Genomic DNA, 17,413 nt, shown 5'->3' with positions numbered 1-17,413 from the left:
GCCGGGCTCACCTGAATATCAATACGCCTTAGGCCAGTTTCTCCTTCAGGAAAGCAATTGTCCGGCCCCAGGCGAGATCGGCGGCTTTCTTGTCATAGCGCGCGGCCGAGGTGTCGTTGTTGAAGGCGTGGTTGGCACCCTCATAGACATAGACCTTGTATTCGACATGGGCGGCGTCGAGCGCCTTCTTGTAGGTGTCGATGCCGGCGTTGGTGCGTTCGTCCAACCCGGCATAGTGGAGCAGCAGCGGCGCCTTGATCTTTTGAGCGTCCTCGGCCTTGGGCTGCATGCCGTAATAGGCGACGCCGGCGCTGAGGTCGGGCGCATGGACGGCGAGTTGGTTCACCGCGCCGCCGCCCCAGCAGAAGCCGACCGCGCCGACCTTGCCGTTGCCGTCCTTGAGGCCCTTGAGATAGGCGATCGTCGCCACGCCGTCGGCGGCGACTCTGGCCACGTCGAGCTTGGTGAACATGTCGCGCGCCTTGTCCTCGTCGGAGGGCGTTCCGCCAAGCGGCGACAGGAAGTCCGGCGCCAACGCGATGAACCCCTCCAGCGCCACGCGCCGGGTGACATCGCGGATATGCGGGTTCAGCCCCCTGTTCTCGTGGATGACGATGACGCAGCCGAGCTTGCCTGACTGGTTCGCGGGCTTGACCAGATAGCCCTTCATCTCGCCGCTTGAGCCGGGATAGGTGATGTCCCCTCCCTTAACGCGGCTGTCGTCTTCGGCGACGATCGCCGCTTGAGCGGAATTGGCCGCCAGCATCGGCGCGATCGCCGCCGCCGCGGCACCCGAGCCCGCCAGCTTGGTCAACTGCTCCATCAAGCGGCGGCGGTCGAGCGTCAGATGCGTGTATTCGTCATAGGCATCGATCATCGCCTGCGTGATGACAGGCTGCGTGACGACGGGCTTGGCAACGGGGCTGGTCATGATTTTCCTCGACGGTTGGCGGTGGACCGCAAGATAGGGTCGAGTATCGCATGGTCCAGTCACGCCCCGGTGACGACCCATATGGGCGGAACCCTGGTGGAGCCAACCCGCCGTCGCGCCGACAAGCCAGCGCGATTCATCACATTTTGGTCATTTCCGAAAGGCTTGATGGTGCTGTCACATTAGGACGTGAAGTTGCCTGAGCGCCCTACCGAAACGAATGACGAAAAGGGGAATGCCATGAACATCCAGGATATCATCAACACCGTTTCCTCGAAGGCCGGCCTCGACGAGCCGACCACCGAGAAGGTTGTCGGCACCATTTTTTCCGTGCTCGAGCATGAGGCTGAAGGCACCAGCATTTCGTCTTTCTTCGACCAGATCCCCGGCGCCGGTGAGTTGGCCCAGAAATATGACGTGATGGCCGCCGGCGCGACGGCCAATTCGGGCGGCGGACTTCTGTCGTCGCTGCAGGGCGCGCTGGGCGGCGTGCTCGGCGAAAAGGCCGGCGCGCTGATCAACGGCATCGCCGCGCTCAAGGCGTCCGGCCTCGACATGGCGCAGATCCGTCAGGCCGGCGAGACCTTGATCAAGCAGGCCGAGGTTGCCGCCGGCCCTGATCTGACCAACCAGGTGCTGGATCAGGTGCCCAGCTTGCGGGGTCATCTCGGGCTTTGAAGCATTCCGAACCGGTTTTGAACGGCTCGGCCTTTCGACGGCAAAGCTGATCCGCTTTCTGGCGACCGAAGGCCTCCCACCGGCGAAATCGATTAGTCCACCTTATGGGGAACAAGATAGTTCGTAGTTTTTGTGCCTCGGGTGACTGTTAGGGCGGAATATCCAGGCGGCGGCGAATCGGTAACCGTGGCGTCAACCTCCCTGCATCGGCCAATAACTTCGCCGACAGGGGACTTAGCCAAACGATCCGCCAAGGCCGCTCTGCATTCATCGGCGGAGTAGATTTGAGGCGCGATTTCGAGCGGCCGACAAGCCCACCCCGGACTGCACGAAAGCAAAATCATTATCGCTGACGCCTCCGGTCCCATTTCGTATTTTCCTTAACGCTCATCCGACGTGACAAAGGACAGTGCGATCAGGTCATCAACGTCGATGCCGCCGCGACCGTTGTCCAAAATGTCGGCGAGAGCTCCCGACCTACGCCGACTGGCAGTGCCTTTGGAAAGGGCCAGCTTAGCCGAGTAGCCAAGGCGCAATTTGGTCTTGCAGTCATCGTACCTGAAGATGCTTACCGCCTTGAACCATGAACCGGTTTTGATGGATCGGCGAGTGGCAGCTAGGGCACTCGTAACGGATGCTCACGTCCCGCAACTCATTGGAAATCGACACCGTCCACCTCCTGCCCGCCCCTACGGATGCCCGCCATCCTGGGGGTGACGGGCATCCATAAACTGGCGATGAAGGGACTCATGTCCGCCAGTCGGGGACACAATGAGATAGTGGGCTATATGTTTCGTCCTTGGGACCAATGCTTGTGATGTGCGACTTCAGTCGGAACCGATAGCCCGACTGGGGACTTGCGCCAGGAACGAACCAACCGACCCTCCGTTGACCCACTGCCGGAAGCTCCCGCTACAGCGGTTGAGCACAAAGCAGAGGCTCCAGCGCTGGCGGGTTACGCGCTGGAGCCGTCTTAAAAGGTTGGAGCGAGAAAATGAAAGACTATCGGAACAGTGTCCTGGAGGCTCGTTGGCTTCTCGCCGTACCCGCGTCGCTTCTCCTGACCGTCCTGCTGGCCGGCTTCTTGCTTTCGTAGCAGGCCGGCCTCGCCTTGTCCTATTTCGGCAGCGTGTAGGCCATCACGTAATCGCCTGGCTTGGTGCCGACCGAGCCGTGGCCGCCGGCGACGATGACGACGAACTGGCGGCCGTCGGCCACCGTATAGGTCATCGGCGTCGACTGGCCGCCCGCCGGCAGCCTCGCCCGCCACAGCTGCCTGCCGGTGGTGAGGTCGTAGGCGCGCAGATAGTCATCCACCGCGGCGCCTAGGAAAGCGACGCCGCCCGCCGTGATCATCGGCCCGCCGATGCCGGGAACGCCGACCTTGAGCGGCAAAGGCAGCGGCGTCATGTCGTAGACAGTGCCGTTGCGGTGCTTGTAGGCGATGTTTCCCGTCTTGAGGTCGACGCCGGCGACATAGCCCCAGGGCGGCGCCTGGCAGGGAATGCCGAGCGGCGACAGGAACGGTCCCATCACCACCGCGTAAGGCGCGCCTTCATTGCGGTTCAGCCCCTGCTCGCTGCCCTTGGTATCGCCCGGCGGCGGCACATCCGCGCGCGGGATGAGCTTCGAGGTGAAGGCGAGGTAGGTCGGCATGCCGAACATCACCTGCCGCACCGGATCGACCGCGACGCCGCCCCAGTTGAAGACGCCGAAATTGCCGGGATAGATCAGCGAGCCCTGCAGCGAGGGCGGCGTGTAGCGTCCCTCATAGCGCAGCTTCTTCAATTCGATCCGGCACGCCAGCTGGTCGAACATGGTGATGCCCCACATATCCGCACCGGTCAGCGGCTTGGGATTGAAGGACAGGTCCGAGGCCGGCTGCGTCGGCGAGGCATGATCGCCCTCGATCGCGCCGCGGGGCGCCGGCACGTCTTTCACCGGAATGATCGGCTCGCCGGTGCGCCGGTCGAGCACGTAGAGATCGCCCTGCTTGGTCGGCCCGACCAGCGCCGGCACGACGCCGTTCGCGGTGGTGATGTCTATCAAAGACGGCTGCGCCGGCACGTCCATGTCCCACAGATCGTGATGCACGGTCTGCCGCACCCAGCGCAATTGCCCGGTGTTGAGATCGAGTGCGGTGATCGAGGAGGAGAATTTCTCGACATTGGCGCTGCGGCCCATGCCGAGCTGGTCCGGCGTCTGGTTGCCGAGCGGAACGTAGAGCAGTCCCAGCTTCTCGTCGGCGCTCGCCGTCGACCACATGTTGGGCGAGTTGTGGGTGTAGGTTTGCCCGGCGGGCAGCGGCGTCGTCACGTCCGGATTGCCGGAATCCCAATTCCATAGGAGCGCGCCGGTGCCGGCGTCGAAGGCGCGGATGACGCCGGACGGTTCCTCGGTCGAATAATTGTCATTGACAGCGCCGCCGACGATGATCTTGCCGGCGACGATCAGTGGCGCCGACGTCGAATAGTAATAGCCCGACTTCGGATAGGGCATGTTGGCCATCAGGTTCAGCGTGCCGGCCTCGGCGAAGGACGGACACACCTGCCCGTTCGCGGCATCGAGCGCGATCAGCCGGGCGTCGGAGGTCGGCAGATAGATGCGCGCGGCGCAAGGCTGGCCGGCGGCGATCTTGGCATCGGCATAATAGGACACGCCGCGGCAGGTCTGGTGCTGGCGGTTGGGGTCGAGCTTGATCTTCGGATCGTAGCGCCACTTCTCCTTGCCGCTCGCGGCATCGATGGCGATGGCGAAATTATGCGGCGTGCAAATGAACAGCACATCGCCGATCTTCAGCGGCGTCACCTGATAGGTCGTCTCGCCGATATCATCGGGGCCTTTCACGTCGCCGGTGCGATAGGTCCAGGCCGGCTGCAGCTTGGCGACGTTGTCCGGCGTGATCTGGTCGAGCGGCGAATAGCGCTGGCCGAAGGGCGTGCGGCCGTAGAACTGCCACTCGCCGGCCGGGATGTCGCCGCCGAGATTGGCGGCCGTCGCCGCCTTTTCGGTGCCCAGCGTGCCGCCGATATCCATGGGATCGGCGGTCATCGAATAACCGGCGACCGCGAGCGAGGCGAGCACGGCCAGGATCAGCGGCGCGCGTCCGTCCGGCCCCCGCAGCCCCCGCCTTGCCCACGGCGTCAAAAGCCACAAGGCGATGAGCACGATGACGCCGCCGCGCGGGCCGAGCTGCCACCAGTCGAAGCCGATTTCCCACACTGCCCAGCATAAAGTGGCAAGCACGAACAGCGCGTAGAGCCAGAGCGAAGTCGACCGGCGCCTGAAAAGCAGCCAGGCGGTGATCAGGAAGATCAGGCCGGCGATCAGGTAGTACCAACTGCCGCCCAGCGCGATGAGCCAGATGCCGCCGCCGCCGAGAATGAGACCGATGAGGAAGAGGACGAGGGAGGTGATGGTGACAGCCAAGACGGTGCTCCTTCGACTGTTGCGCCTTCGCGGCCGCTCTGAGGCGACGGCGAGCCGTCCCTGCCCTGCCGGCAGCTTTCCCTCACCCGCTCCGGCTGTCAAGTTGGGGCCAGACACGCGAAACTAGAACAAAACGTAGACAGTTCTGGTCTTTCGCTGCCGAATCACTACATTCGGGGGCGATGTCGGGCTTTTCCGAAGAGATGCCTTTTTTCGATGAACCGAATGCGCGGCCCGCTGCGGCCCCATCCGGCATAGCCGCGCGCGCCATGGCCGCCCGCAGCGGGCAGAACAGCGCGCCCGATTATCTGAAGGGCCTGAACCCGGAGCAGCGGCTCGCCGTCGAGACGACCGAAGGCCCGGTTCTGGTGCTTGCCGGCGCGGGCACAGGCAAGACGCGGGTGCTCACCACGCGCATTGCCCACATCCTTGCCACCGGCAGGGCCTTCCCCTCGCAGATCCTGGCCGTCACCTTCACCAACAAGGCCGCGCGCGAGATGAAGCAGCGCATCGGCATCCTGATCGGCGAAGGCAATGTCGAGGGCATGCCTTGGCTCGGCACCTTCCACTCGATCGGCGTGAAGCTGCTTCGGCGCCACGCCGAGCTTGCCGGGCTGAAATCGGACTTCACCATTCTCGACACCGACGACGTGGTGCGGCTGATCAAGCAGTTGATCCAGGCCGAAGGGTTGGACGACAAGCGCTGGCCGGCCAAGACCTTCGCCCAGATGCTCGACAACTGGAAGAACAAGGGCCTTGGCCCCGACGAAATCGCGGAAGGCGATGCGCGCAGCTTCGGCAACGGCAAGGGCCGCCAGCTCTACAAGGCCTACCAGGAACGGCTGCAGACGCTGAATTCCTGCGACTTCGGCGACCTGCTCTATCACCCGATCCGCATCTTCCGCGCCTATCCGGACGTGCTGAAGGACTACCACCGCAAGTTCAAATACATCCTCGTCGACGAATACCAGGACACCAACACCGCGCAGTATATGTGGCTAAGGCTGTTGGCGCAGAGGCCGCATTCTGGGCGCAGCCCATCGGCCGAAGGCCGCAAGCCCGACCGGGCGTCGGCCGGCCAGGCCGCCCCCGCGGAGGCCAGCGAGCGAAGCGAGCGCGCGGCCGTGAGCGAGAACAAAGTCAACATCTGCTGCGTCGGCGACGACGACCAGTCGATCTATGGCTGGCGCGGCGCCGAGGTCGACAACATCCTGCGCTTCGACAAGGATTTCCCCGGGGCCACCATCATCCGGCTGGAACGCAACTATCGCTCCACCGCGCATATATTGGGCGCCGCCTCCCACCTCATCGCCCACAATGAGGGCCGCTTCGGCAAGACGCTGTTCACCGACCGCGATGACCCCGAGGACGACAAGGTGCATGTCCACGCCGCCTGGGACTCGGAGGAAGAGGCCCGCGCCATTGGCGACGCCATCGAGGCCTATCAGCGCCAGAAGCATAATCTCAACGACATGGCGATCCTGGTGCGCGCCTCCTTCCAGATGCGCGCCTTCGAAGACCGTTTCATCACGCTCGGCCTGAACTACCGCGTCATCGGCGGCCCGCGCTTCTACGAGCGCTTGGAAATCCGCGATGCATTGGCCTTTTTCCGCGTCGTCGCCAATGGCGGCGACGACCTCGCCTTCGAGCGCATCGTCAACGTGCCGAAGCGCGGGTTGGGCGAAGCCACCATCCGCCAGATCCACGACACGGCGCGCGCGATGCGCATCCCGATGCTGGAAGCCGCCGCGACGCTTGCCGAAAGCGACGAGCTGAAGCCGAAGCCGCGCGCCGCATTGCGTGAGGTCGCGGCCAATTTCGAGCGCTGGCAGAAGGCGCTGGAAAGCACCCCGCACACCGAACTCGCCGAGACCATCCTGGAGGAAAGCGGCTACACCGACATGTGGAAGAACGACCGTTCGGCGGATTCGCCCGGGCGGCTGGAAAACCTCAAGGAGCTGATCCGCTCCATGGAGGAGTATGAATCGCTGCGTTCCTTCCTCGAGCATGTCGCGCTGGTGATGGAGGCCGAGCAGGGCGAATCGCAAGATGCGGTCTCGATCATGACGCTGCATTCGGCCAAGGGCCTCGAATTCGAGACCGTCTTCCTGCCTGGTTGGGAGGAAGGCCTGTTCCCGCATCAGCGCGCGCTGGATGAAGGCGGACGCTCCGGCCTCGAGGAAGAGCGCCGGCTCGCCTATGTCGGCCTGACGCGGGCGAAAAAGAACCTGCACATCTGGTTCGTCTCCAACCGCCAGATTCACGGCCTGTGGCAATCGACGATCCCCTCGCGCTTCGTCGACGAATTGCCGGAAACCCATGTCGATATCGCCGACAGCGGCAACAGCTACGGCGGCTACGGCAACCCCTATGGCGGCGGCTCGTTTGCTTCCGGCCGCGGCGGCGGACGACAGAACCCCTACGGCGCCTCGCGCTTCGACAATATCGGCGCCAAGGACCAAGGCAGCTTCTCCAACACCTATGCCACGCCCGGCTGGCAGCGCGCGCAGGCGAACCGCACCGAGGCGACCGACCGCAACTGGGGCACGCGCTCCGGCCACCAGGTCGAGCGTATCGGCTATGGCGAGACCGATTCAGGCTACGGCGCCGGCCGCACCAGCGTGAAGGGCCGCACCATCGAGGGCGAGCTGGTCGCCAAATCCGTCGCCGACACGCCGTCCGCCTTCAATGTCGGCGACCGCGTCTTCCACCAGAAATTCGGCAACGGCAACATCGCGGCCATCGACGGCAACAAGCTCACCATCGATTTCGACAAGGCCGGCCAGAAGCGCGTGCTGGACGGGTTTGTCGCGCCGGTGTGACCGGCCTCCTCACCTGTACCTTGCCTGGTTCCACTTATGGCCGAGCAGCGACAGGATGATGATCAGCCCGTTGAAGAACTGCACGTAGAAGCCGCTCAGGCCCGCCGCCACCACGCCGGTCTGGATGAACGACACCGTGACCGCGCCGATGGCGCCGCCGACCACCGTGCCGATGCCGCCCCAGGTCGGCGTGCCGCCGACGAACACCGAAGCCAGCACGGGCAGCAGATAGCCGTCGCCTGCCGTCGGCCACCAGGTGAAATTGATCATCACCGAGAAGGTGCCGGCGATCGCCGCGCCGATGCCGACGAAGACAAACACCTTCACCCGGACCCATTTGACGTCGATACCCATCTGTCTTGCGCTGTCGGGATTGTCGCCGACCACTTTCACCTGCGCGCCGAAACGATGCCGGTTGTAGAGCAGCGCCGAGAACACCACGAAGGCGATAGCCCAGAATATCTGCACCGGGATGCCCCAGACCTGGCTGGAGAAGATCTTGTAGGCCGAGCTGTCGGCAAGGCCGGTCAGCGCCGTCGACTTGCCTTCGTTGATGATCTGGATCAGCCCGCGCAGCAGGAAGTTCATGCCGAGCGTGGCGATCAGCGACGACAGCCCGCCATAGACGACCAGCGAGCCGACCAGGAAGCCGAGCAGCGTGCCGGTGACGAGCGCCGCCGCGATGCCGATAAACGGATCGTAGCCGGCCTGCACGACCAGCGCGAAGACCCAGGAGGCAAAGCCCATTGTCGCCGGAAATGACAGGTCGATCTCGCCGCAGGTGACGACGAAGACCAGCGGCACGACCACGAATAGCGCGACGGGAAGCGTCGTCAGCACGGAGCTGTAGAGATACCAGGTTGTGAAGACGGTGGGGTTGGCGATGATGAACACCGCCATCATGACTATGAACACGGCGAGCGTGCCGAGCGAGGCGCGGTTGTCGAGGACAAAGCCGCGCAGCCAGTGATTGGACGGATGGCTCCATTCCTTGGCCTGTCCCTTGGCTGCCTTGCCGCTTGCCGTTCCCAGAGGCGTTTGCAGATCGGGTTCCATGGCCTTGCTCATTGCGCTCCCTGCTCCGCGCCCTCGTGCAGTCCCGGCAATCCGCCGGGGTGTGCTACGTCTTCCATGAAGTTGATGAGGTCTTCTGCCGACTTGACCTCGTTGCGGTCGGCCGCGAGCGCCACCTTGCCGCGGTCGAGCACGACGAAGCGGTCGGCGATGTCGAAGACATGGTGGATGTTGTGCCCGATGAACAGGATCGAGCGGCCGCTCGCCCGCACCTGGCGCACGAAATGGAAGACCTTGGCGGTCTCGGTCAGCGACAGGGCCGTGGTCGGCTCGTCGAGGATGATCAGTTCCGCCTGCTTGTAGATGGCGCGTGCGATCGCCACGCCCTGGCGTTCGCCGCCGGAAAGCTGGCCGACGATCGAGTGCGGCGTGAACACTTTCGAGGTGAAGCCGATCTCGCGCATCAGCCGGCTCGCCTCCTCGATCTCCTTGTCGACCTTCAGCCAGCCCATGAAGCTGGTCAACTCGCGACCCATGAAGATGTTGCGCACGATGGTCTGCTGCACGGCCAGCGCGCGGTCCTGGAACACCGTCTCGATGCCGGCGTCGCGCGAGCGCGCCGCGCTCCACCCGGTGACCGGCTTGTCGCGCACCAGGATCTCGCCGCTGGTCGGCTTGACCACGCCTGACAGGATCTTGATCAGCGTCGATTTGCCGGCGCCGTTGTCGCCGATAAGGCCGACCACCTCGCCGCGGTCGACGCTGAGGTTGACCCCGCCCAGCGCATAGACCTGGCCATAGGATTTCTTGATGTCGCGCAGTTCGATGATGCGTTCGCCCATGCGATCCTCGCTGGAATTGTCTGTCTGCCGGTCATCTCGCCGGCCGGGCAATAATCCCGGCCGGCGGCTTGGGAGGTCAACGCAATGCCTGCTTGGCGAGCTCTGAGACGATCTCGTAGTTCTGCGGCGTGACGAAGCCGGCGCCGGTGTCGACATTCATCGGCGCCAGCCCCAGCACCACCTGCTGGCAGAGGCTGAGAATCGGCAGATAGCCCTGCAGGAACGGCTGCTGGTCGGCCGTCAGTTGCACCCAGCCGCCCTTGAAGCCTTCGACGATCTGCGGACTGGTGTCGAAGCCGAAGTTGAAGATGTCGCCGGGCTTGCGGCCTGCCGCCTGCATATAGGTCGCGACATTGCCGAGCATCTGGCCGCCGGGATAGCCGACCGCCTTGACGTCGGGGTGGTTGAGCAGCGCCGCGGTGATCACCGGAATGGCGAGGTTGGGATCCGACGCCCATTCGCCGCTCGGCGGCGACGAGAGCTGGATCACCTCGACGCCCGCCTCCTTCAGCGCCGCCACCGTGCCGCGCTCGCGTGCGCCGCGGCTTTCATTCTCGAACGGGCCGATCATGATCGCCTTGTCGCCGGCCTTGAGCTTGCCGAGCTTGAACGCCTCGACACCGAGCGCGCGGCCCTGCTGCTCCTGCTGCGCGCCGACATAGCCGCCGCCGAACGCCGCCACCACCTTCGGCACCGGCACGTTCTGGTACATCATCTTGATGCCGTCCTTATGCGCCTGTTCGGCCAAAGGCATGATCGCGGCATCGCCCGGATGGCCCATCATTGCGATGCCCTGCGGCTTGACCGCGACCGCCTCGCGCAATTGCTGCACCATCTTCTCGACGTCCCACTGCGAGAAGATGTAGTCGACCTTCGGCCCGAGATCGGCCGCCGCCTGCTTGGCGCCATTATAGACGATGGTGCCGAAGGCGTCGCCCTCGGCGCCACCGACGAAGAAGCGGATGTGTACGTCCTTGCACCATTGCGCGTCGAGCGCGTGCGCCGGCAAGGCAGAGATCGAGGCGCAGAGCGCCGTGGCAGCCGCCACGACGGTCGAGCGCAGAACAGTCCTTCTGGTCGTCATGCACGTTCCTCCCTTTTAGATCCCTCCCGATGGAGGGTTTCGAATTGATCTGCGTCCTCGGTCGGCTCCTCCCGCCGGCCAATCCTCACATCGAATCTGGCCTCAAGCCGGATTGGGCAGGTAGCTGTTCCCTCCCCGGCATTGCTTCAGATAGTCGAGCGCGCGCGCCTGTCCGGTGATCTCGAGGTCGCCGCGATAGACCGGATCGTGCCAGCCCTCGATGTCGATGGCGCCCTTGTAGCCGGCCAGCCGCAACTCGCTGATCACCCGCGTCCAGTCGCTGTCGCCGAAACCCGGCGTGCGCATCTGTACGAAGGGCAGTCGGCCGAACACGCCATGCTCGCGGATGACATCCCAGCGCACCGTCGCGTCCTTGCCGTGGACATGGAAGATGCGCGGCGCCCATTTGCGGATCTGCGGAATCGGATCGATCAGGTACACAAGCTGATGGCAGGGCTCCCATTCCAGCCCGAGATTGTCGTTTGGCAATTCGTTGAACATCAGCTCCCAGGCGTCCGGATTATGCGCGATATTCCAATCGCCGCTCGCCCAGTTGCCGTCCATGGCGCAATTCTCGAAAGCGATGCGCACGCCCTTGTCGGCGGCACGCTTGGCCAGCGGCCCCCACACCTCGCGGAAGCGCGGCAGGCTGTCGGTCAGCTTCTTGCCACGGATGCGGCCGGTGAAGCCGCTCACCGTCGAAGCGCCGAACAGATGCGCATTATCGATCACCGTCTCCCAGGCCGCCAGCACACCGCGATCGACCTCTCCATTCTCGAGCGGATTGCCGAACACCCCGATCGAGGACACGGTCACATCGGCATCGCCGATCGCCTCGCGGATCTCGCCCGCCAGGCGCTTCAGGTCCTTGCCGCCCAGCGTCTGCCAGAAGAAGGGCTGGATGCTCTCGAAGCCGAGCGGCAGGATCTGTCTGACGTATGCGGCCGGATCTTCGAGATTGGCCCGCACCATGGTGCCGATCCTGATATCGAGAAGCGGGTTTGCCGTCATTGTGCTTCCTTGGCGATTGTCACGCGCCGCCCGCTCTCGGCGCTCTCGATGGCGCCGAAGACCATGGCCAGGCTTTTGATGTTGTCGGCGCCGCGCGTCTCCGGCTCGGCGCCGGTCTCGATCGCGTGCATGAAATCCCGGATGATGCCGAGATGGCCGTCGACGCGGTCGGCGGGATCGAGCGGCGGCACTTCGATGGGCTGGGTCTTGTCGATGATCCCGTCGCGGCCGGACGCAATCACCTCCGCCTTCAGCCCGTCGTGGCCATCCCACAAGAGGCTGCCGCGCTCGGCGACGATACGCCAGCTTCCCTCCCAACTCGTGCGGAAACCGTCGGCGCACCAGGAGCCGGCATAGGTGAAGATCTTGCCGCCGCCGAGGTCGAAGACGGCGCTGGCCGACGACCCCTGCCGATACCAGGAATTCACGGGTTCCCATTCCTGGCAATAGACGCTGGCCGGCTCGCCGGCGACCATGTAACGCGCGGCATCGAACGTGTGGATCGCCATGTCGAGCAAGAGCACATGGGCCATCTCCTCGCGAAAACCGCCGAAATGCGGCGCGACGAAGAAGTCGGCGTGGATGCTGGTCGGTTTACCGATGACGCCGGAGTCCAGGAAGCGCCTGATGCGCCTGACATTGGCGACATAGCGGCGGTTCTGGACGACGGCGTGGATGCGCCTCGCCTTGCGCGCTGCCTCGACGATGGCGCGCGCATTCTCGGGGCTGTCGGCCAGTGGCTTCTCGGTGAGCAGATGGCAGTCGTGCGCGAAGGCCGAAAGCGCGACTGCGCGGCGTGCGGCGGGAACCACGACGTCGAACACGGCATCGGGCTTGGTCTGGTCGAGGACGGCGTCGAGGTTGGTGCCGATGACGGCATCGGACAGCGCGTATTCGCGCGCCCTCGCCTGGGCCCGCTCGGCATCGAGGTCGACGAGGCCGACAATGGCGAGCCCGTCGATCTGCTTCACGGCATCGAGCCAGTGCTTGCTCATCGCTCCGCACCCGGCCAGGACGACCCTCATCATCCAGCGCTCCTCCTCCGCCGGTCCCTCCAGACCGGACGTCACGGCGTCCACGGCGTCACCGTAAACGTTTTTCCGTAAACGTTTACGAGAACACACCCGATGGCGTAGAATGTCAACCGGCTGCCTGCAAAAATCGTCCCGAAGCCTTGGCCTGAGCGGCAGCCGGTGCTAGCCAAGGCGGGGGAGAATCCGTCCTTGGCGTCAAGCATCCACGATCTCGCGCGTCACCTGAACATCTCGATCGGCACCGTGTCGCGCGCGCTGAACGGCCGTGCCGACGTCAATGCCGACACACGCCAGCGTGTGCTCGAAGCAGCCAGGAAGCTGAACTATTCGCCCAATCAGTCAGGCCGCAGTCTCAGGCAAGGCGCCACCCGTTCGATCGCCTTCATGCTGCAGCCGCATCCCGGCGACCAGCAATATGGCGAGCCGTTCTTCATCCCGTTCCTGACGGGCCTGCAGGCGCGGCTCGCCGAGCATGACCTGGATCTGATGGTCGTCATGGGTGAGCCGGGCCAATATCAGCAGGAGCGGTTGCGCCGCGTGGTCGAGACGCGCCGGGCCGACGCGGTCGTGTTGGCCAATACGCGAAGGGAAGACGATCGGATCGATTATCTCAGCAAGGCCGGCTTTCCCTTCGCCACGCTCGGCCGAAGTCAGTCCGGCGGCGACACGTATCCTTCACTCGATATCGATTTCGAGAGGGCGGGTGATGAAGCCGTCGACCGGCTGGTCGCGCGCGGCCACCGCCGCATTGCCGCTATCCGCCCTTCGCTTGATCTCAACTTCGGCTACCTGTTCCTCGACGGCTACCGCAAGGCACTGAAGCGGCACGGTATCGAGGTCGACCCCGACCTGATCGCCGACGGCTTCATCAACGAGACCGGCGGCTACCAGGTGACGCCGCAAGTAATGCGCTCTAAAAACCCGCCGACGGCGATCATCTTCAACAATGACGCGATGGCGCTCGGCGGCTGCAAGGCGCTGGCCGAGATGGGTATCAAGCCGGGCCATGACATGGCCGTGATCGTCATCGTCGACACGCCGCTCTGCCGCTACTTCTCGCCGACGCTTACCGCCTTCCGTCCGTCGCTGGAGCCCATGGGCCGGCGGCTGGCCGAGCTGCTGCTCGCTTCGCTTCCCGCATTCGCCGGCCCTGAGGGCACACGCATCATCCGCGAAGTCTGGCCGCTGGAGCTGATCGCAAGAGAGAGCGATTGAGCAGAGGCTTTCCCTTCTCCCCTTGTGGGAGAAGGTGGCCGAGCGAAGCTCGGTCGGATGAGGGGTGTTCCAGGGAAAGCCGGCGTCTCACTCCGCTGGAGCACCCCTCATCCGTCTCGGCGCTACGCGCCGATCCACCTTCTCCCACAAGGGGAGAAAGAAACTGTCACGCAACCATCACGTTCACGTCCTAGACCGCTCGACGGGAACCGGCTCGCCGCATCGCCGATGCGCGTTCCTTCCAGGCCGCTCTGCTCGTCAAGAAGGGGATATCGATGAAACATTTCAACCGGACCGTCGCGCTCGGCGCGGCACTCGCCTTGTTCACTTCCCTGACCCCGGCGCTCGCCGACGACGTCGCTTACGTCAACAAGGGGCTCGTCGGCATCGGCCGCATCCCGGCCAACCAGAAGGACAAGTTCGGCGAGACCTTCGGTTCAGGTTCCGGCATGGCGATCGATACCAAATCCTGGACGCGTGAAGGGGCCACCTACAGGGGTTCGCTCTGGCTGCTGCCGGACCGCGGCTACAATGTCGTCGGAACCACCGATTATCGCCCGCGCCTCAACACCATCTCGGTCGAGTTGGCCCCGACCGCTCCTGGCGCGGCGCCCGCCGCCGGACAGGAACAGTCGGGCGTTAAGGCGACGCTCGCCGACACGATGCTTCTGACCGACGACAAGGGCGCCGACGCCACCGGCCTCGATCCGTTGAACGGCGTGCGCGCCGCCGCCGGCGACATGCCGATGCTGCCTGAGGCCAATGGCAAGCTGGCGCTGGACGACGAAGCGATCGTGCGCCTGCCCGACGGCACGATGTTCATCTCCGACGAATACGGTCCCAACATCTACCGCTTCTCGGCCGAAGGCCGCCTGATGTCGGCGACCCAGCCGCCCGCGGCGCTGGTGCCGATGCGCCACGGCAAGCCGAACTTCGCTTCCGACAATCCCGGCCCGGGCGCCGCCGAACCTGATCCGAAGGATCCCGAGACCGGCCGCCAGAACAACCAGGGCCTCGAAGGCATGTCGATGACGCCGGACGGCAGGTTCCTGATTGCCGTGCTGCAGTCGGCGGCCCGCCAGGACGGCGGCGATTCCGGCTCGACCCGCCAGAACACCCGCGCGCTGGTTTACGACGCTTCCGATCTCGCCCACCTCAAGCTGGCGCATGAATATGTCGTGCCGTTGCCGGTTTTCAAGGATGCCAAGGGCAAGACCAAGGTGGCCGCTCAGAGCGAGATCGTCGCACTCTCCGACAAGAGCTTTCTGATGCTGGCGCGCGACTCAGGCAACGGCCAGGGCGTCAAGGGCGACGAGTCGCTCTATCGCAAGATCGAGATCGTCGACCTCTCGGCCGCCACCGATATCGCCAACGGCCCATTCGACGCCGCCGACAAGCCGGTCGCGCCGAAGGGCATGCTCGACCCGTCGGTGACGCCGGCCAAGCTGACGCCGTTCATCGACATCAACGACAAGGGCGAGCTCGGCCGTTTCGGCCTGCACAATGGCGCGCCGAACGACAAGGACAACCTCTCGGAGAAGTGGGAGGCTATGTCGCTGGCGCCGGTGCTCGACCCGAAGCTGCCCGACGACTATTTCCTGTTCGTCGCCAACGACAACGACTTCCTCACCCAGGACGGCTTCCAGGTCGGCGCTGCGTACAAGGCCGAGGACGGCGCAGATGTCGACACCACCTTCCTGGTCTATCAGGTCACCCTGCCCGGCCTTTCTGGAAACACCACTCAGTAATGGGATGCGGTCGGCTGCCGCGGCAGCCGACCCTTTCTGAAGGGATGCATGAGCATCAGGCCTGCGATAGCATCGCGGGCCTGATTCAGTTTCGGCCCCACCGCCATGGATAACAACATGGATGACAAACAGCCCGCCCGCCGGCGGACCGGCGACCTGACCAGCGGCCCCATTCCGCGCACGCTGCTTTTGTTCGCCCTGCCGGTGCTGGGCTCCAACGTGTTGCAGTCGCTCAACGGCTCGATCAACGCGGTCTGGGTCGGTCGCTTCCTCGGCGAGGCGGCGCTGACGGCGACCTCCAACGCCAATCTGGTGCTGTTCCTCATCCTCGGCACCGTCTTCGGCATCGGCATGGCGGCGACCATTCTGGTGGCGCAGTCCGTCGGCGCCCGCGACCTGCCCGAGGCAAAGCGCATCGTCGGCACCAGCGCCACCTTCTTCTTCCTCGTCTCGGTCGTGTTCGCCGTCTGCGGCTGGATCTGGGTCGACGCCATCCTGACCGGGCTCGGCACGCCGGCCGATGCCTTGCCTTTGGCGCGCGCTTATTTGCGCATCATCTTCGTCGCCGTGCCGATGATGAACCTTTTGTCCTTCGTCATGACCGTGCTGCGCGGCGCCGGCGATTCGCGCACGTCGTTCGCCTTCATGGCGCTGGCGGTCGTGCTCGACGTCGTGCTCAATCCGCTGCTGATCCGCGGCATCGGCCCCTTCCCCGAGCTCGGCATTGCCGGTTCGGCAACGTCGACGCTCATAGGCCAGACGGTGAGCGTGATTGCCATCCTGATCGTGCTTTATGTGCGCAAACACCCGCTGCGGCTGGCGGGCAGCGATCTCTCGCTGCTGCGGCCCGACCCGAAATTGCTGCGCATCGTCGTCTTCAAGGGCATTCCGATGGGGCTGCAGATGATCGTCATCTCGGCCGCCGCGCTCACCGTGATGGGCATCGTCAATTCCTACGGCTCCCAGGTCGCCGCCGCTTACGGCATCGCCGCGCAGCTCTGGACCTATATCCAGATGCCGGCTCTGGCGATCGGCGCCGCCGTGTCCTCGATGGCGGCGCAGAATGTCGGCGCCGGGCGCTGGGACCGCATCGGCAGGGTCGCGGCGTCGGGCGTCGGCTTTAACCTGGTGCTGACCGGCGCGCTGGTGGCGCTGCTTTTCGTGTTCGACCGCGCGGTGCTCAGTCTCTTCCTCAGCACCGACAGCGCCGCGATCGACATCGCCGCCCACATCAACAAGGTGGCGTCCTGGTCGTTCATCCTGTTCGGCATCACGATCGTGCTGTTCGCCACGGTGCGCGCCACCGGCGCTGTCATGCCGCCGCTGATCATCCTGATCATCTCGGTGTTGATCATTCGCACCGGCTTTGCCTATTCCATGCGCAGCGTCATCGGCCAGGAGGCGCTGTGGTGGAGCTTTCCGGCAGGTTCGATCGCCTCGCTGGCGCTGGCCGCCGCCTATTATCGCTTCGGCCGCTGGCGCACGATGCACATGATCGAAGACCGGCCGGCGGCCGGCGAGCCGCCCGACACGGGCCTCGGCGTGCCGCGCCAGCGCGCGCAGCTCCTGCCGGAGACGCCGAACGGCTAAAATCCGCGACGACAG

Annotated in this window: 12 protein-coding genes; 5 read left to right on the top strand and 7 right to left on the bottom strand. The window is 64.7% G+C overall.

Features of this window, described 5'->3' with window-relative positions; translation table 11 throughout:
- Window positions 1-28: 28 nt before the first annotated feature.
- Entirely contained in the window at window positions 29-931 is a 903-nt protein-coding gene (locus FJ423_RS05135) for a dienelactone hydrolase family protein (protein ID WP_140839781.1), read from the bottom strand.
- A 240-nt stretch (window positions 932-1,171) separates the two neighbouring features.
- Here FJ423_RS05135 and FJ423_RS05130 point away from each other — a divergent pair, with 240 nt between their 5' ends.
- Window positions 1,172-1,609, top strand: coding sequence for a hypothetical protein (locus FJ423_RS05130; protein WP_140839779.1), 438 nt, complete (start codon window positions 1,172-1,174; stop codon window positions 1,607-1,609).
- A gap of 1,116 nt (window positions 1,610-2,725) precedes the next feature.
- Here the strand turns inward: FJ423_RS05130 and FJ423_RS05120 are convergent.
- Window positions 2,726-5,038: a glucose/quinate/shikimate family membrane-bound PQQ-dependent dehydrogenase gene (locus tag FJ423_RS05120; protein WP_140839775.1), complete on the bottom strand. Its 2,313-nt coding sequence runs from the start codon at window positions 5,036-5,038 to the stop codon at window positions 2,726-2,728.
- A 182-nt stretch (window positions 5,039-5,220) separates the two neighbouring features.
- On the opposite strand from FJ423_RS05120, the gene FJ423_RS05115 reads away from it, so the two are divergent.
- Complete coding sequence (locus tag FJ423_RS05115) at window positions 5,221-7,860, top strand: UvrD-helicase domain-containing protein (protein WP_140839773.1); 2,640 nt, start codon at window positions 5,221-5,223, stop codon at window positions 7,858-7,860.
- A gap of 9 nt (window positions 7,861-7,869) precedes the next feature.
- On the opposite strand, the gene FJ423_RS05110 is transcribed toward FJ423_RS05115, so the two are convergent.
- The 5 genes from FJ423_RS05110 to FJ423_RS05090 all read right to left on the bottom strand — a co-directional run bounded on the left by FJ423_RS05110 (window position 7,870) and on the right by FJ423_RS05090 (window position 12,839).
- Window positions 7,870-8,928: an ABC transporter permease gene (locus FJ423_RS05110; protein ID WP_140839771.1), complete on the bottom strand. Its 1,059-nt coding sequence runs from the start codon at window positions 8,926-8,928 to the stop codon at window positions 7,870-7,872.
- Window positions 8,925-9,716: an ATP-binding cassette domain-containing protein gene (locus FJ423_RS05105; protein WP_140839769.1), complete on the bottom strand. Its 792-nt coding sequence runs from the start codon at window positions 9,714-9,716 to the stop codon at window positions 8,925-8,927. Before FJ423_RS05105 ends, FJ423_RS05110 begins: the two co-directional genes overlap by 4 nt.
- A 76-nt stretch (window positions 9,717-9,792) precedes the next feature.
- On the bottom strand, window positions 9,793-10,800 hold the full coding sequence (locus tag FJ423_RS05100; protein ID WP_140626838.1) for a substrate-binding domain-containing protein: 1,008 nt from the start codon (window positions 10,798-10,800) through the stop codon (window positions 9,793-9,795).
- 102 nt (window positions 10,801-10,902) lie between these two features.
- The gene (locus FJ423_RS05095) at window positions 10,903-11,811 is read right to left on the bottom strand and encodes a sugar phosphate isomerase/epimerase (RefSeq protein WP_140839767.1); all 909 of its coding nucleotides are present in this window, start codon (window positions 11,809-11,811) and stop codon (window positions 10,903-10,905) included.
- Window positions 11,808-12,839 carry a Gfo/Idh/MocA family oxidoreductase gene (locus FJ423_RS05090; protein ID WP_140839765.1) on the bottom strand — a complete coding sequence of 344 codons (1,032 nt, stop codon included), beginning with the start codon at window positions 12,837-12,839 and terminating at the stop codon, window positions 11,808-11,810. Before FJ423_RS05090 ends, FJ423_RS05095 begins: the two co-directional genes overlap by 4 nt.
- A 195-nt stretch (window positions 12,840-13,034) precedes the next feature.
- Here FJ423_RS05090 and FJ423_RS05085 point away from each other — a divergent pair, with 195 nt between their 5' ends.
- From FJ423_RS05085 to FJ423_RS05070, 3 genes are all read left to right on the top strand, one after another.
- The gene (locus FJ423_RS05085) at window positions 13,035-14,060 is read left to right on the top strand and encodes a LacI family DNA-binding transcriptional regulator (protein ID WP_140839763.1); all 1,026 of its coding nucleotides are present in this window, start codon (window positions 13,035-13,037) and stop codon (window positions 14,058-14,060) included.
- Window positions 14,061-14,335: 275 nt separating this feature from the next.
- Complete coding sequence (locus FJ423_RS05075) at window positions 14,336-15,808, top strand: esterase-like activity of phytase family protein (RefSeq protein ID WP_140839760.1); 1,473 nt, start codon at window positions 14,336-14,338, stop codon at window positions 15,806-15,808.
- 117 nt (window positions 15,809-15,925) lie between these two features.
- Window positions 15,926-17,398 (top strand): MATE family efflux transporter, encoded by a 1,473-nt coding sequence (locus FJ423_RS05070; RefSeq protein ID WP_140839758.1) that lies wholly within the window; start codon window positions 15,926-15,928, stop codon window positions 17,396-17,398.
- Window positions 17,399-17,413: the final 15 nt, after the last annotated feature.

The organism is Mesorhizobium sp. B2-8-9 (genome assembly GCF_006439475.1).
Taxonomy (GTDB): domain Bacteria; phylum Pseudomonadota; class Alphaproteobacteria; order Rhizobiales; family Rhizobiaceae; genus Mesorhizobium.
The sequence above is the reverse complement of the archived record's forward strand: the minus strand, read 5'-3'. Positions and strand labels throughout refer to the sequence as shown.

Coding starts and splice junctions, on each gene's coding strand:
- FJ423_RS05135 (WP_140839781.1), bottom strand. CDS start 931: ATGACCAGCCCCGTTGCCAAGCCCGTCGTCACGCAGCCTGTCATCACG.
- FJ423_RS05130 (WP_140839779.1), top strand. CDS start 1,172: ATGAACATCCAGGATATCATCAACACCGTTTCCTCGAAGGCCGGCCTC.
- FJ423_RS05115 (WP_140839773.1), top strand. CDS start 5,221: ATGTCGGGCTTTTCCGAAGAGATGCCTTTTTTCGATGAACCGAATGCG.
- FJ423_RS05110 (WP_140839771.1), bottom strand. CDS start 8,928: ATGAGCAAGGCCATGGAACCCGATCTGCAAACGCCTCTGGGAACGGCA.
- FJ423_RS05105 (WP_140839769.1), bottom strand. CDS start 9,716: ATGGGCGAACGCATCATCGAACTGCGCGACATCAAGAAATCCTATGGC.
- FJ423_RS05100 (WP_140626838.1), bottom strand. CDS start 10,800: ATGACGACCAGAAGGACTGTTCTGCGCTCGACCGTCGTGGCGGCTGCC.
- FJ423_RS05095 (WP_140839767.1), bottom strand. CDS start 11,811: ATGACGGCAAACCCGCTTCTCGATATCAGGATCGGCACCATGGTGCGG.
- FJ423_RS05090 (WP_140839765.1), bottom strand. CDS start 12,839: ATGATGAGGGTCGTCCTGGCCGGGTGCGGAGCGATGAGCAAGCACTGG.
- FJ423_RS05075 (WP_140839760.1), top strand. CDS start 14,336: ATGAAACATTTCAACCGGACCGTCGCGCTCGGCGCGGCACTCGCCTTG.
- FJ423_RS05070 (WP_140839758.1), top strand. CDS start 15,926: ATGGATGACAAACAGCCCGCCCGCCGGCGGACCGGCGACCTGACCAGC.